The sequence below is a fragment of the Streptomyces sp. Z423-1 genome (assembly GCF_013009255.1).
Taxonomy (GTDB): domain Bacteria; phylum Actinomycetota; class Actinomycetes; order Streptomycetales; family Streptomycetaceae; genus Streptomyces; species Streptomyces gossypiisoli.
In genome coordinates this window covers 1,077,831-1,090,351 of sequence record NZ_CP053109.1, presented here as the reverse complement: position 1 = coordinate 1,090,351, position 12,521 = coordinate 1,077,831, and the positions used below count along the sequence as shown (strand labels likewise).

Genomic DNA, 12,521 nt, shown 5'->3' with positions numbered 1-12,521 from the left:
CCCTCAGACCTCATCGTCGCGCAGGAATACGCAAAGGGTCGGCAGGATGATCAGGATGTGCCCGACTAGCGGTCTTCGTCCCGGCGCGCCCGGCAGCAGGAGAGCCGCCACCGCACCGGCCACGGCGACTCCGGCCAGGGCGAGCAGCGGCGCACGCCCCGCGCCCATGAGCGTCGTGGCCATCGCCACGCCGAGCACCGGCCCGACGTTCATCGCCGTCTGCTGCAGACCGCCCGCCACTCCGGCCGACGCCACGGGCGCCTGCCGTACGACGACATGGGTCGCCGCCACCATCACCGTGCCGAACCCGGCGCCGAGCAGCGCGAAACCGACGCCGAGGGGCAGCGGGCGGGCGGCGGGGACGAGCACGAGGATGCCCACGGCGAGGACGGTCATCGCCGCCACGGTCGTACGGCGGGCGCCCGTCCGGCGCAGCAGCACCGCGCACACGGGCGCCGCCGCGATCATCAGCACCGCGAGCGGCAGGCTGAGCAGGGCGCTGCGGAGCGGGTCGAGGCCGAGGGCGCGCTGCAGGACGTAGGTGCCGACGAAGAGCGTGCCCGACAGGGCGGCGGACGCGGCGGTGAGCACACCGAGCGCGGCGGCGACGGGGGCCGAGCCGATGACGTCCGCAGGTATGAGGGGGTGTGCGGTACGGCGCTCATGGCCGGCGAACGCCACGGCGGCGAGGGCCGCCACGACCCAGGTCGAGGGCGTCCGGGTGACCAGGGCGTGCACCAGGCAGGCCAGCGTCAGCGCGAGCAGCAGCGCGCCCGGAAGGTCCAGGCGGACCGCCGACGTGCGCTGTTCCTGCCCGCTCCCCCTGAGCGCGAGCACACCGAGGACCAGCGCCGGAACGACGTTGAGGAAGAACACGGCCCGCCACCCGAAGGAGTGCACCAGCGCCCCGCCCACGACCGGCCCCGCGGCGGCCGCCAGCCCGATGGCTGCCGTCCGCACCGCGAGCGGCCTGCGCAGCCGGTCCGCGGGGAACGCGGCACGCAGCATGCCGAGCGCGGCGGGCTGGAGCAGCGCGCCGAAGACGCCCTGCGCGACCCGTAGCCCGATCACCCAGCCGACGTCGGCCGCCCCACCGATACCGGCCGACGTGGCGCCGAAGCCGAGCATGCCGAGGGCGAACAGGCGCCGGTGGCCGTACCGGTCGCCGAGGCGTCCGGCGAACACCAGCAGCGCGGCCACCGCGATCAGATAGCCGGTGCTGGTCCACTGGACCTGCGCGTAGGACGCGTCCAGGTCCCGTTGCAGGGTGGGCTGCGCGATGGTGAGCACGGTGCCGTCGAGCGCGACGACCACGGCACCGGCCACGCTGCTCGTCAGGGCCAGCCGGCGGTTCACCGCTCGCCCTCGGGGCCGAGGTGGGCGTCGAGCGCGGTGTGCAGGAGGTGGGTGAAGTCGTCGGCGCCGGTGGCAAGTTGGAGGCTGCCCCAGGTCCACAGCTGGGCGAGGCCGTGCAGCTGCGCCCAGAGGGCCCCGGCGACGGCCCGGGCGTCGGCGTCGGGGCGGACCTGGCCGACCAGCTCCACCAGGACGCCGAACAGGGGGAGGCTGGTGTCCCGCAGCCCCAAGTGGCCGCTTTCCAGCAGGTCGTGGCGGAACATCAGCTCGTACATGCCGGGGTTGTCCAGGGCGAAGTCCAGGTAGGTCCGGGCCAGTCGGCTGATCCGTGTGCGAGGGGTGTCGCCGGTCGCCGTCGCCGTCCGGGCGGCCAGTTCGGCGAAGCCGCGCCGCGCGATGGCCGACAGCAGTTCCAGGTGGGTGGGGAAGTAGCGGCGCGGGGCCCCGTGCGAGACGCCGGCCCGGCGGGCGATCTCGCGCAGGGTGAGCGCCTGGGCGCCCTCGCGGGTCAGCAGGTCGACGCCGACGTCGATGAGGCGGGCGCGCAGGCCGGTCGTGGGTTCACTGGTGTCGGGTTCGCTCGCCTCGGGTTCTCGCACAGACAGTGTCTACTAAACAACCGTAGACACTGTCTACTCCTGCCGGTGCGGGAATGTGAAGACATCAGGCGGAGGTTGAGCCAGTCATGAGTGACGACGCACTGCTGAAGCTGCTCTCCGAAACCCACGGCGGGGTGCTGGTCACCCTCCGGCGCGACGGCCGACCTCAGCTGTCGAACGTCATGCACGCCTACTACCCCGACGAGCGGACCATCCGGATCTCCGTCACCGACGACCGCGCCAAGACCCGCAACCTGCGCCGTGACCCCCGCGCCTCGTACCACGTCACCACCACCGACCGCTGGGCCTACACCGTCGTCGACGGTACGGCCGACCTGACGCCGGTGGCCGCGGACCCGCACGACGACACGGTCGAGGAACTCGTCCGCCTCTATCGCGACATCAGCGGTGAACACTCCGACTGGGACGACTACCGCGCCGCCATGGTCCGCGACCACCGCCTCGTCGTCCGGCTACGGGTGGAGCGGGCGTACGGCGCCCCCCAGGGCTAGTCAGTCCTTGCCCATGGCTTTGCGGACCGCGTCCCTGGTGCGGTCCATGAGGGCGGCCACGGGGCCGACGGCCACGTTCGCGGCGGCCGACTCGACGCCGGGATGCGGGTGCGTCGGGGCCATGGCCTCCGCCGCCTTCACCGCTTTGGCCATGGCGGCGAGGTTGGTGACGTCGGTACTGCGGCGGATGTGCGCGAACTCGTAGCGCTCCTCCGCCCGGGCGTGCTCCTGTACATCCGTTCGCAGGGCCCTCAGCCGGGGCAGGAACTGGGGGTCGTCGGTGTCCATGTCGTCCAGCTCGGCGAGGGTCTCCTTGGCCGCGCGCTCCTCGGCGAGGCGGTCTTCGACGACCTGCTCCCCGCCTGACAGCGCCCGCCGGGCGAAGGGGTGGACGACTTCCTCCTCCGCGGTCTCGTGGACGGCCAGCAACCGCACGAGGCGGCGGAAGGCGTCGCGGCGGGCCTCGCCCTGACTCTGCTCGACCTCGTCGAACAGGTTGCGGATGTCCCCGTGCTGGCGCATCAGCAGCGCGACGACGTCCACGTCCTTGGCCCGGTCGGCACCGGCCTGGGGGGTGTGCAGCTCGGACATGTGCGACCGCCTCACTTCTCGCGCATCGCGGGGTCGGGGTGCTCGCCCTCGGACTGCACGCGGTACTCACGTCCGAACATCGCGTCGTGTTCGGCGATGACCCGCTCGCTCGGCGGCTGCTCACCGCCGTGGATCCGCTCCTGCATCTGCTCGAACCGCTCGTGCGCCTCGCGCACATAGCCCGCGCCCAGCGTGGTCAGGTCCATCTGGGTGTCGAGCAGTTCGCGCACGTACTGCTTGTTCGGTTCGAAGGTGAGCACGTTCGGCAGCGCGGGCGCCACGATCTCCTGCGGCTCACGACCGTCCTGCCGGCGCATCAGGTCGCAGGCCTGGTGGAGGTGTTCCAGCTCCATGTTGAGGTGGAGCTCCCAGATCGCCTTGACCTTCGGGTCGCTCTCCTGCTCCATGAAGGAGTAGTACAGGTAGCACTCGTTGTACTCGTGGTTGACCAGCTGTTCCCACCACGTCTCACCCGGGTCGACGAGGGACTCGTAGTGCGTGACGTGCTCCTCCTCGATCAGCCCGATCTCCTGGTAGAGCTGACGGGCGATGGGCTCCATGTAGGTGGGGCCGGTGTTCATGTAGAAGTTCATCGTCTGCTGCTCCGCGGACATGACGGTCAGTGCGTGCAGCTTCGACAGCGGGTTCGTGGCGTCCTTGTCGTAGGGGTCGCGCACGTTGTCCACGGGGTTGCGATGGTGGTACTTGGTGGGGCGGCCCGGCATGACCTCGGTGAGGTTGTCGACGATCGACTCCGCCTTGCGGTGCTCGATCATCTCGTACAGGTTCGCGTACCTGTACAGGTGGTCGAAGTCCTCCAGCACCCCGAACTCGTACGCCTGCTTCAGATACGGGTCGGGTTCCATCCGGGCGACCCACGCCGTCAGGTCCACCGCGACCTGCTCGTAGGCGATCGTCGTCTCCAGCACCGACGACACCCCCGGCAGCAGCCAGTTCACGGCCTTCTGCTGCTGGTGCTCGATGTAACGCGTCTGGGCCAGCTGCCGTTTGATCTCCGGATCAACCGTGTTGCGGGCCAGCTGGTGGCTGAACAGGATCGCCTCCACCTCGATGCCGTTCATGGTGATGATCCGGCACCGGGTGTAGGGGTCGCAGCGGTCGGGGTCGATGGGCTGTACGTTCAGCTCCCGCCAGTTGCGCAGCTGGCGGTCCAGCGGGATGCCCCGCTGTTCGAGCGGATTGAAGGTCATGCGGCCTCCTGGAGAGTGGCGCGACTCGGACGCCTGCGGGTGCCCCGCCTCGGACGCCGAGCACAGGTCTGCACTTGAGTCTGTGCGTCATGGATGTGTTCCGGCCACCGCTGGCACCCGGGGAACCCCATGGTTCCCCCTGGTGGGTCACCCGGCGCGCAGAGGGACCGGCACGCGCCATGGCCGCAAGAACGGCGCGGCTCACCCGCACCCGCCTCCTGCCCTCAGCGCCCCAGCACCCCCGCCGCGGCACCGATGGCGGTGGCGCAGGGCACAGGCGCACGCCGCGTGGCGTCTGAGGAGGGTGCGCCGCAGCTCCGCGTACCGCGCCTCGTACGCCTGGTGCAACTGGTCGGCTCGCCGGGCCGAGCGGCGCAGGATCCGGCGGGTGACCTCCAAGCGCTGTTCGATGTGATGGCGTGTGAGGTCCTCGGCCTGTGCGGTCAGCCACGCCAGACGGGCGCACAGCTCCTCGGCCTCACGTCGTGCCTCCTCCTGCTCGGCGCGGGCGACGAGACAGCCCTCGACCTCGTTCGCGGGCGCGTCGGCCATCCGGCGGCGATCTCCGTCGGGCCGCTCCTCTCACCGCTGGTCGCCCTCGTGGTCGGCCGGTTCCACGACGTCGCGCCTGCCGGTGTACTGCTGCTGCTCCAGTTGGGCGATGTCCGGGTGGTGGAGGTCGAAGGCGGGGGATTCGGAGCGGATCCGCGGGAGCGTGGTGAAGTTGTGGCGGGGCGGCGGGCAGGAGGTCGCCCACTCCAGGGAGCGGCCGTAGCCCCAGGGGTCGTCGACGTCGACCTTCCGGCCGTACTGGGCGGTCTTCCAGACGTTGTAGAGGAACGGCAACGTCGACAGCCCGAGCAGGAACGAGCCGATGGAGGAGACCATGTGCAGGGCCGTGAAGCCGTCGGCGGCGAGGTAGTCGGCGTAGCGGCGGGGCATGCCCTCGGCGCCCAGCCAGTGCTGCACCAGGAACGTGGTGTGGAAGCCGACGAACAGCGTCCAGAAGTGGATCTTCCCCAGCCTCTCGTCGAGCATCGCGCCGGTCATCTTGGGCCACCAGAAGTAGAACCCGGCGAACATCGCGAAGACGACGGTGCCGAACACCACGTAGTGGAAGTGGGCGACGACGAAGTACGTGTCCGTGACGTGGAAGTCCATCGGCGGCGAGGCAAGGATCACCCCGGACAGACCGCCGAACAGGAACGTGACGAGGAAACCGGCCGACCACAGCATCGGAGTCTCGAAGGAGAGCGAGCCGTTCCACATGGTGCCGATCCAGTTGAAGAACTTCACGCCGGTCGGCACGGCGATCAGGAAGCTCATGAAGGAGAAGAACGGCAGCAGCACCGCTCCGGTCGCGAACATGTGGTGCGCCCACACCACCACGGAAAGCCCGGTGATGGCGAGGGTGGCGGCGATCAGCCCGGCGTAGCCGAAGATCGGCTTGCGGGAGAACACCGGGATGATCTCCGTGACGATCCCGAAGAACGGCAGCGCGATGATGTAGACCTCGGGATGGCCGAAGAACCAGAACAGATGCTGCCACAACAGTGCCCCACCGTTGGCCGGGTCGAACACCTGCGCTCCGAAGCGCCGGTCGGCCTCCAGCACCAGCAGCGCCGCCGCCAGGACCGGGAAGGCCAGCAGTACGAGCACCGAGGTGAGCAGCACGTTCCAGGTGAAGATCGGCATCCGGAACATGGTCATGCCGGGGGCGCGCATCCCGATGATCGTGGTGATGAAGTTGACGGCGCCCAGGATGGTGCCGAACCCGGACAGGGCCAGACCCATGATCCACAGATCGCCGCCCAACTGCGGGCTGCGCTGGTGCAGGCTCAGCGGGGTGTAGGCGGTCCAGCCGAAGTCGGCGGCGCCCTCGGGTGTGAGGAAGCTGCCGAGCACGATCAGTCCGCCGAACAGGAAAAGCCAGTACGACAGCATGTTCAGCCGTGGGAAGGCGACGTCCGGAGAGCCGATCTGCAGCGGCATGACGGCGTTGGCGAACCCGGCGAACGTCGGGGTGGCGAACAGCAGCAGCATGATCGTGCCGTGCAGGGTGAACGCCTGGTTGTACTGCTCGTTGGAGAGGATCTGCAGGCCGGGGCGGGCCAACTCGGCCCTGAGCGCCAGCGCCAGCGCGCCCGCGACCGCGAAGAAGACGAACGAGGTGATCAGGTACAGATGCCCGATCTTCTTGTGATCCGTGGTGGTCAGCCAGGACACCACCACGCGGCCCGGGCCACGGCGGCCCTCGACCGGCACCAGCGTGGAGGGCTCCGCTCCAAGGGCCATGAGTTCCCCAAACCGTGATGAAAGCCAAGAAGTCGCATTGCAGCCACCAAGATTGCGCAACTCGGACGATCGCGCACGTTCATCGTGTGCGCGGTCTGCCGTGTCCCCTCATCGCGGGCCATGTCGGCAGTCCCTACCGGGCGGGCGGGTACTCGGCGCACTGAGCCGAGGAAGGAAGGACCATGAGTGAAGATTCGCGGTACGACACCACTGGTGAGGTCCCCCTCAAGGGCTACGCCGTGCTCGCCGGCACGTTCGCCGCGGGCGTCGCGCTGTTCGCCGTGACCGCGCGACGCCGAGGAGTACAACTTCCCGACCGGATTCCGCCCTGGGATCTGGCGCTGCTGGGCACGGCCACGTTCAAGGCGTCGCGGATCCTGTCCAAGGACAAGATCACGAGCTTCCTCCGCGCCCCCTTCACCCGCCGCGAGGAGGACGCCCAGGCCGGCCAGGTCATGGACGCACCGCGCGGCGGCGGAGTCCGACGCGCCCTCGGGGACCTGGTCGCCTGCCCGTTCTGTACGTCCACCTGGGTGGCCGGCGCTCTGATCGGTGCCTACGTCGGTGCCCCGAGGGCCACCCGTTTGGTGTGCGCCGGGCTGAGCGCCGTCACGGTGAGCGACTGGCTGCAGTACGTGTGGAGCGCGACGGAGCAGCGCGTGGAGGGGTGAGCGGCCGGAAGCGCCCGGTCCCCCGGGCAGCCGCCATGAGCGCGGGCACCGGCACGTCTCAGCCCTGGCCGGCGTGCGTGGGGCTGTGCGCGAGCTCGTCGGGGCAGCCCCGGGCGTCGCTCGCGCGGTCACGCAGCCAGTCGCGGGCGGCCAGCGCGAGCGCGCCCAGCACCGGCAGGATGCCGCAGCCCACGGCGAGCGCGACGGCGGACCGGTAGTGGGCGGGGTCGCCGCCACCGAGAGCCATGTAGAAGAGGCCGGGCAGCGCCGCCGTGCCCACGGCACCGCCCAGGCGCTGACCCGTCTGCAGAGCACCCCCTGCTGCGCCCGCCATCCACACCGGGACCTCCCGCAGGGTCATGGTGATGTTGGGTGAGATGACACAGCCGCTGCCGAGACCGCCCAGGAGCAGCGCCGGGGTCTGGAGCCACACCGCGATGTCGTCGGGCGCCCACCGAAGGATGAGGACGGTCCCACCCAGGCCCACGGCGACGGCGGCCAGCCCGCACACCGTCAGCAGCCGTCCCAGCCGCTCCACCAGCCGTCCGGCCACCGCCGCGGCCACGGCGGAACCGATCGCGAACGGCGTCACGGCGAGCCCGGAACCCAGGGGTGAGTAACCCAGCCCGTTCTGGAAGAACAGCGCGAACACCAGCCACACCCCGCTGAAGCCCACGAAGTACAGCGTGGCGATGGCGGCGCCTGTGACGTATCCGCGGGTCGACGTGGCCAGCCGGGGGTCGAGGAGCGGCTGACCGTGCCGCGCGGCGACACGCCGTTCCCAGCGGGCGAAGACCACCAGGAGGGCCGCCCCCACGGCGAACAGCCACCACAGCGTGCGTACCCCGCCCGACTCCGCCAGCACCAGGGGCAGCATCAGAGCCAGCACTCCCGCGCCGAGCAGTGCGACGCCGGGGAGGTCCAGCCGCCGGCCGCCGGAAGGCGCCGTCGTGGGCAGCAGGCGCAGGCCGAGTACCAGCGCGATCAGACCGACCGGCACGTTGACGTAGAAGATCCAGCGCCAGCCCCCGGGGCCGTCCGCGAGCGTCAGGATCAGTCCGCCGACCACCGGGCCGACGGCGCTGGAGACACCGACCGTGGCACCGAACAGACCGAAGGCCCGGCCCCGCTCGGCGCCCCGGAACATCTGCTGGATGAGAGCGGAGTTCTGCGGCGCCAGGCAGCCCGCGCACACGCCCTGGGCGATGCGGGCCACGACGAGCGGCACGATGGACGGCGCCGCTCCGGCGCAGGCGCTGCAGAGCACGAAGCCGCCGAGCGCGATCAGGAAGATGCGCCGCCGGCCGATCGTGTCACCGACACGGCCCGCCGTGACCAGGACCAGGGCGAAGGCGAGGGCGTATCCGGAGACGACCCACTGGATCGCGGGAGCCGACGTGTGCAGGTCGCGCTGCATGGACGGCAGCGCGACCGCGACGATCGTGACATCGAGCAGACTCATGAACCCGGCCACCAACGTGACCCACAGCGCGCTCCACCGCCTCGGATCGGCTTCGTCGGCCGCCCCGGCCGACGGTCCGCCGCTCCCCTCGGGCCGCGCCTGCGCCGACATCACCACTCCCTCCTGCCGCCGCCTGCCGCCGTATCGGTGCCGACGTGCGGGTTTCCAGACTGCGGGCCGGACACACCGCCCATGGTCCCGTGATCGGCCAGGTGGCGGCTGCACAGACCCTTCGACGATGCGTTCAGGCCGCGAGAGCGGACCCTGTCACCGTCCGCAGGGGCTTGGCCGGGGTGCGCGTGGGACGGACCCGGTAGGTCGTCTTCGCCGGATCGACGACGGGTTCGCCGAGGGTGATCCGGCCGGCCGCGTGGAGCCGGTCGCACTCGTCGGTGGGCAGGGCGACGTAGCAACTGCCCCGACCCGTCCCGGCGTCGTACGCGCGCCAGTAGCCGTAGCGGCGGCGGCCGTTCGCGTGCACGGTGACGAACACCGGGGTGCTCGGGTCGGAGATGAGGCGCGCTATGTCCTTGCCGGTCAGCATCATCGGGACCTTTCGCGGGTGTGTGAACGAGACCGACTACCCGGCACGCCGTTGTTGATCTCCCTGCGCGGCATTCTGCGGCAAGGCACTGACAATCGGTACGGCACTGACAATGGGCGGCACCTGGAGCCGATCCGAGTGACGCAGGTCACTTCCTCGGCGGGGAACTCACCCGCGGAGCTCTCCGACTCCCTGAGGAAACCGCTGCTGTCACCCGTCGCCTCCCGCACCCACACCACTCGGAGTCCGTTGTGCACCATCCCGGCCGAGCGCGCGTCGCGCGCCGTCTCACCACCGTCAGCGCGACCCTCGTGGCGGCCGTCCTCGCCGCCGCCGGTCCAGCCTTCGCACACACCGAGGTCGAGGCGGAGAACGCCCGGGCCCTCGCCCAGAACGTCACCCTGACCTTCTCCGCGGCGTCCGAGTCCTCCTCCGCCGGCATCACCGGCCTGGAGGTGTTCCTCCCCGACGGGATCACCCCCACCGACGTCACGTACGAAGACGGGCCGAAGGGGTGGAAGTTCGCCACCACCGGCCGCGGGTACAAGGTGTCGGGCCCCCAGCTCGCCGTCGGCGAGGACGCCGAATTCTCCGTCGCGGTCCGCCAGTTGCCGGACGCCGAGGAACTCGTGTTCAAGACCCTCCAGAGCTACAGCGACGGCCGTGTCGACCGCTGGATCGAACTCGAGGACTCGGGCGACGGACACGGCCACGGGCACCCGGCGCCGAAGCTGGAGCTGGGGCCCGCCGAGCCGGGCGCGAAGCCGGTGAGCCCGACCCCCACCGAGACCGCGACGCCCGGGGCCCCGTCCGGCGCCGCATCGGCCGACGCGGCGGCGGAGCCGACGGCCACCCCGTCGCCGAGGGAGGCCGCCGGCGAGGACGACGGGGTCTCCCCGGTCGTGCTGACCGCCGGGGGCGCCGTCGTGCTGCTCGGCGCCTGCGCCGGCGTGTGGTGGTTCAGACGCCGCACCGACGCCTGACCCACGCTCGACGCCGGCGCCCGGCAGCGCCGAGTCGGCCGCAGGCAGGGCGGTACGGCGGAGGACGCCCCTACGACGAGAGCCCCCGGAGCCGCTTGGGAATCCGGGGGCAGGGCACCTGGGATCAGGTCGTCACCGTCTCCCGCTGGGCGGCCTCGCGGGGGTTCCGTACGCCCAACGCCTCGGTCGGCACCTTGTGCGTCTCCCGGGCCGACAGCGCCGCGATGACCGGCGGGACGCACAGGGCCGCGGTGAACAGGGCCACCGAGGACCAGTCGTCGCCGTTCGGCCCGGCGATCTGCGCGGCGAAGGTCACCGCGAAACCGGCGACCGCGAAGCCGATCTGGGTGCCGATCGCCATGCCGGACAGCCGGACGCGGGTGGAGAACATCTCGCCGTAGAAAGCGGGCCACACCCCGTTCGCGGCGCTGTAGACGACACCGAAGGCGAGGATGCCCAGCAGCAGGGTCAGCGGGTAGGAGCCGGTGGAGATCGACCACAGGTACAGGAACATCGTCACCGCGCTGCCGGCCGCACCGATCAGATACACCGGGCGGCGGCCGACGCGGTCCGACAGCGTCGCCCACAGCGGGATCGCGGCGAGCGCGACGAGGTTGGCGAGGGCGCCCACCCACAGCATGGACGAGCGGCTCATGCCGACCGAGTCGCTGGTGGCGTACGACAGCGCCCACACCGTGAAGATCGTGCTGACCGAGGCGATCAGCGCGCCCGCGATCACCCGCAGCACGTCCGCCCAGTGCTCCCGCACCAGCACCGCCAGCGGCATCTTCACGACCCCCTCGGTGGCGGCCTGCTGCTCGAACGCCGGGGTCTCCTCCAGCTTGCGGCGGATGACATAGCCGGCGACGGCGACGGCGATGCTCAGCCAGAACGGCACGCGCCAGCCCCAGGACATCAGATGCTCCTCGGGCAGCGCGGCGACCGGGATGAAGACCAGCGTGGCCAGCAACTGGCCGCCCTGCGTGCCGCTGAGGGTGAAGCTGGTGAAGAAGCCCCGCCGGCGCGGTGGCGCGTGTTCCAGCGTCATGGAGTTGGCGCTGGCCTGCTCACCGGCCGCCGAGATGCCCTGCAACACGCGGCACAGCACCAGCAGGACGGGCGCGAGCGTGCCGACCTGGGCGCGGCTGGGCAGACAGCCGATGAGGAACGTCGAGATGCCCATCAGCATCAGCGTGAACACCATGATCTTCTTACGGCCGACCCGGTCGCCGAAGTGGCCCAGGAAGAGCGCGCCGATCGGGCGGGCGGCGTAGGCGACGCCGAAGGTGGCCAGCGACAGCAGGGTCGCCGTGGCCGGGTCGGACTCGTCGAAGAACACCTCGGGGAAGATCAGCGCGGCCGCGCTGCCGTAGATGAAGAAGTCGTAGTACTCCAGGGCGCTGCCGATCCAGGCGGCGGTCGCGGCTTTCTTCGGCTGCCCGGGCGGGGCGGCGGGGGCGGGGACGGACACGGCGGCTCCTTTGAGGGAACTCCAAGTCGGGCGGAGTGAGCGGCGGGGAGAGATCTTCGGCTAATTAACCCACTGGATAGTTAGTCTGATGGGTAGGGATGTTGCGCCCGCGTTTCCCTGCTGTCAAGGGGTTGTACCCGTGCTGCGTTCAGTCCGCCGCGCGGTCCGCCGTGAGGTAGGCGATCACCATGTCGCCGAGCATCGTCCGGTAGTGCTCGCGCTGCGCGGGGTCGACCAGGTCGCGGCCGAACAGGGCGCCGAAGGTGTGCCGGTTGGCCACCCGGAAGAAGCAGAAGGAGCTGATCATCGCGTGCAGGTCGACCGCGTCCACGTCGGCCGTGAACAGGCCGGACTCCTGGCCCGCCCGAAGGATCCGGCGGATCACCTCCAGCGCCGGTGAGCCGATCTTCCCCAGCTTCTCGGAGGCCGCGATGTGCTCGGCGCCGTGGATGTTCTCGATGCTGACCAGGCGGATGAAGTCGGGGTGCGCCTCATGGTGGTCGAAGGTCAGCTCGGCCAGCCGCCGGATGGCCGCGACCGGGTCCAGATGCTCGACGTCCAGCTGCTGCTCGGCCTCGCGGATCACGCCGTACGCCCGCTCCAGCACGGCCGTGAACAGCTGCTCCTTGCCGCCGAAGTAGTAGTAGATCATCCGCTTGGTGGTGCGGGTGCGGGCGGCGATCTCGTCGACCCGGGCGCCGTCGTAGCCGGCCCGGGCGAACTCCTGCGTCGCCACGTCGAGGATCTCGGCCTGGGTGCGGGCGGCGTCACGGATGCGCCCGTTCGGTCGTGCCGGTTCGTCGACGCTGGTCATCGGGTTCCTTCG

13 protein-coding genes are annotated in these 12,521 nt (G+C 70.7%); 3 read left to right on the top strand and 10 right to left on the bottom strand.

What is annotated here, in order from left to right:
• Positions 1–3: 3 nt before the first annotated feature.
• On the bottom strand, positions 4–1,356 hold the full coding sequence (locus HJD23_RS05075; RefSeq protein WP_171109523.1) for an MFS transporter: 1,353 nt from the start codon (positions 1,354–1,356) through the stop codon (positions 4–6).
• Positions 1,353–1,955 (bottom strand): TetR/AcrR family transcriptional regulator, encoded by a 603-nt coding sequence (locus tag HJD23_RS05070; protein ID WP_171109524.1) that lies wholly within the window; start codon positions 1,953–1,955, stop codon positions 1,353–1,355. Before HJD23_RS05070 ends, HJD23_RS05075 begins: the two co-directional genes overlap by 4 nt.
• Positions 1,956–2,041: 86 nt before the next feature.
• Between HJD23_RS05070 and HJD23_RS05065 the strand changes: the two genes are divergently transcribed.
• Positions 2,042–2,467: a PPOX class F420-dependent oxidoreductase gene (locus HJD23_RS05065; RefSeq protein ID WP_171109525.1), complete on the top strand. Its 426-nt coding sequence runs from the start codon at positions 2,042–2,044 to the stop codon at positions 2,465–2,467.
• Here the strand turns inward: HJD23_RS05065 and HJD23_RS05060 are convergent, their stop codons facing one another.
• From HJD23_RS05060 to ctaD, 4 genes are all read right to left on the bottom strand, one after another.
• Entirely contained in the window at positions 2,468–3,058 is a 591-nt protein-coding gene (locus HJD23_RS05060; RefSeq protein ID WP_171109526.1) for a hemerythrin domain-containing protein, read from the bottom strand. It lies immediately after the preceding gene.
• Between the two features lie 11 nt (positions 3,059–3,069).
• Positions 3,070–4,269, bottom strand: a complete 1,200-nt coding sequence (locus tag HJD23_RS05055; RefSeq protein ID WP_171109527.1) for a hypothetical protein — start codon at positions 4,267–4,269, stop codon at positions 3,070–3,072.
• A gap of 201 nt (positions 4,270–4,470) precedes the next feature.
• Positions 4,471–4,821, bottom strand: coding sequence for a hypothetical protein (locus HJD23_RS05050; protein ID WP_232107950.1), 351 nt, complete (start codon positions 4,819–4,821; stop codon positions 4,471–4,473).
• A 30-nt stretch (positions 4,822–4,851) separates the two neighbouring features.
• Positions 4,852–6,564, bottom strand: coding sequence for a cytochrome c oxidase subunit I (gene ctaD / locus HJD23_RS05045; protein WP_171133987.1), 1,713 nt, complete (start codon positions 6,562–6,564; stop codon positions 4,852–4,854).
• A 182-nt stretch (positions 6,565–6,746) separates the two neighbouring features.
• Here ctaD and HJD23_RS05040 point away from each other — a divergent pair, with 182 nt between their 5' ends.
• Positions 6,747–7,235 carry a DUF1360 domain-containing protein gene (locus HJD23_RS05040; RefSeq protein ID WP_171113903.1) on the top strand — a complete coding sequence of 163 codons (489 nt, stop codon included), beginning with the start codon at positions 6,747–6,749 and terminating at the stop codon, positions 7,233–7,235.
• Between the two features lie 58 nt (positions 7,236–7,293).
• On the opposite strand, the gene HJD23_RS05035 is transcribed toward HJD23_RS05040, so the two are convergent.
• Together HJD23_RS05035 and HJD23_RS05030 are read right to left on the bottom strand one after the other, a co-directional pair.
• Positions 7,294–8,808 (bottom strand): MFS transporter, encoded by a 1,515-nt coding sequence (locus HJD23_RS05035; protein ID WP_171113902.1) that lies wholly within the window; start codon positions 8,806–8,808, stop codon positions 7,294–7,296.
• 133 nt (positions 8,809–8,941) lie between these two features.
• The gene (locus HJD23_RS05030) at positions 8,942–9,244 is read right to left on the bottom strand and encodes a hypothetical protein (RefSeq protein ID WP_232107949.1); all 303 of its coding nucleotides are present in this window, start codon (positions 9,242–9,244) and stop codon (positions 8,942–8,944) included.
• Positions 9,245–9,492: 248 nt separating this feature from the next.
• On the opposite strand from HJD23_RS05030, the gene HJD23_RS05025 reads away from it, so the two are divergent.
• Positions 9,493–10,224, top strand: coding sequence for a DUF1775 domain-containing protein (locus HJD23_RS05025; RefSeq protein ID WP_171113901.1), 732 nt, complete (start codon positions 9,493–9,495; stop codon positions 10,222–10,224).
• A gap of 124 nt (positions 10,225–10,348) precedes the next feature.
• Here the strand turns inward: HJD23_RS05025 and HJD23_RS05020 are convergent, their stop codons facing one another.
• Positions 10,349–11,695, bottom strand: coding sequence for an MFS transporter (locus HJD23_RS05020; protein WP_171113900.1), 1,347 nt, complete (start codon positions 11,693–11,695; stop codon positions 10,349–10,351).
• 148 nt (positions 11,696–11,843) lie between these two features.
• Positions 11,844–12,509 carry a TetR/AcrR family transcriptional regulator gene (locus HJD23_RS05015; RefSeq protein WP_171113899.1) on the bottom strand — a complete coding sequence of 222 codons (666 nt, stop codon included), beginning with the start codon at positions 12,507–12,509 and terminating at the stop codon, positions 11,844–11,846.
• Positions 12,510–12,521: the final 12 nt, after the last annotated feature.

Bases quoted from the DNA above. Each gene is read 5' to 3' on its own strand.
- HJD23_RS05065 (WP_171109525.1), top strand. From the start codon at position 2,042: ATGAGTGACGACGCACTGCTGAAGCTGCTCTCCGAAACCCACGGCGGG.
- HJD23_RS05060 (WP_171109526.1), bottom strand. From the start codon at position 3,058: ATGTCCGAGCTGCACACCCCCCAGGCCGGTGCCGACCGGGCCAAGGAC.
- HJD23_RS05055 (WP_171109527.1), bottom strand. From the start codon at position 4,269: ATGACCTTCAATCCGCTCGAACAGCGGGGCATCCCGCTGGACCGCCAG.
- HJD23_RS05050 (WP_232107950.1), bottom strand. From the start codon at position 4,821: ATGGCCGACGCGCCCGCGAACGAGGTCGAGGGCTGTCTCGTCGCCCGC.
- ctaD (WP_171133987.1), bottom strand. From the start codon at position 6,564: ATGGCCCTTGGAGCGGAGCCCTCCACGCTGGTGCCGGTCGAGGGCCGC.
- HJD23_RS05040 (WP_171113903.1), top strand. From the start codon at position 6,747: ATGAGTGAAGATTCGCGGTACGACACCACTGGTGAGGTCCCCCTCAAG.
- HJD23_RS05035 (WP_171113902.1), bottom strand. From the start codon at position 8,808: ATGTCGGCGCAGGCGCGGCCCGAGGGGAGCGGCGGACCGTCGGCCGGG.
- HJD23_RS05030 (WP_232107949.1), bottom strand. From the start codon at position 9,244: ATGATGCTGACCGGCAAGGACATAGCGCGCCTCATCTCCGACCCGAGC.
- HJD23_RS05015 (WP_171113899.1), bottom strand. From the start codon at position 12,509: ATGACCAGCGTCGACGAACCGGCACGACCGAACGGGCGCATCCGTGAC.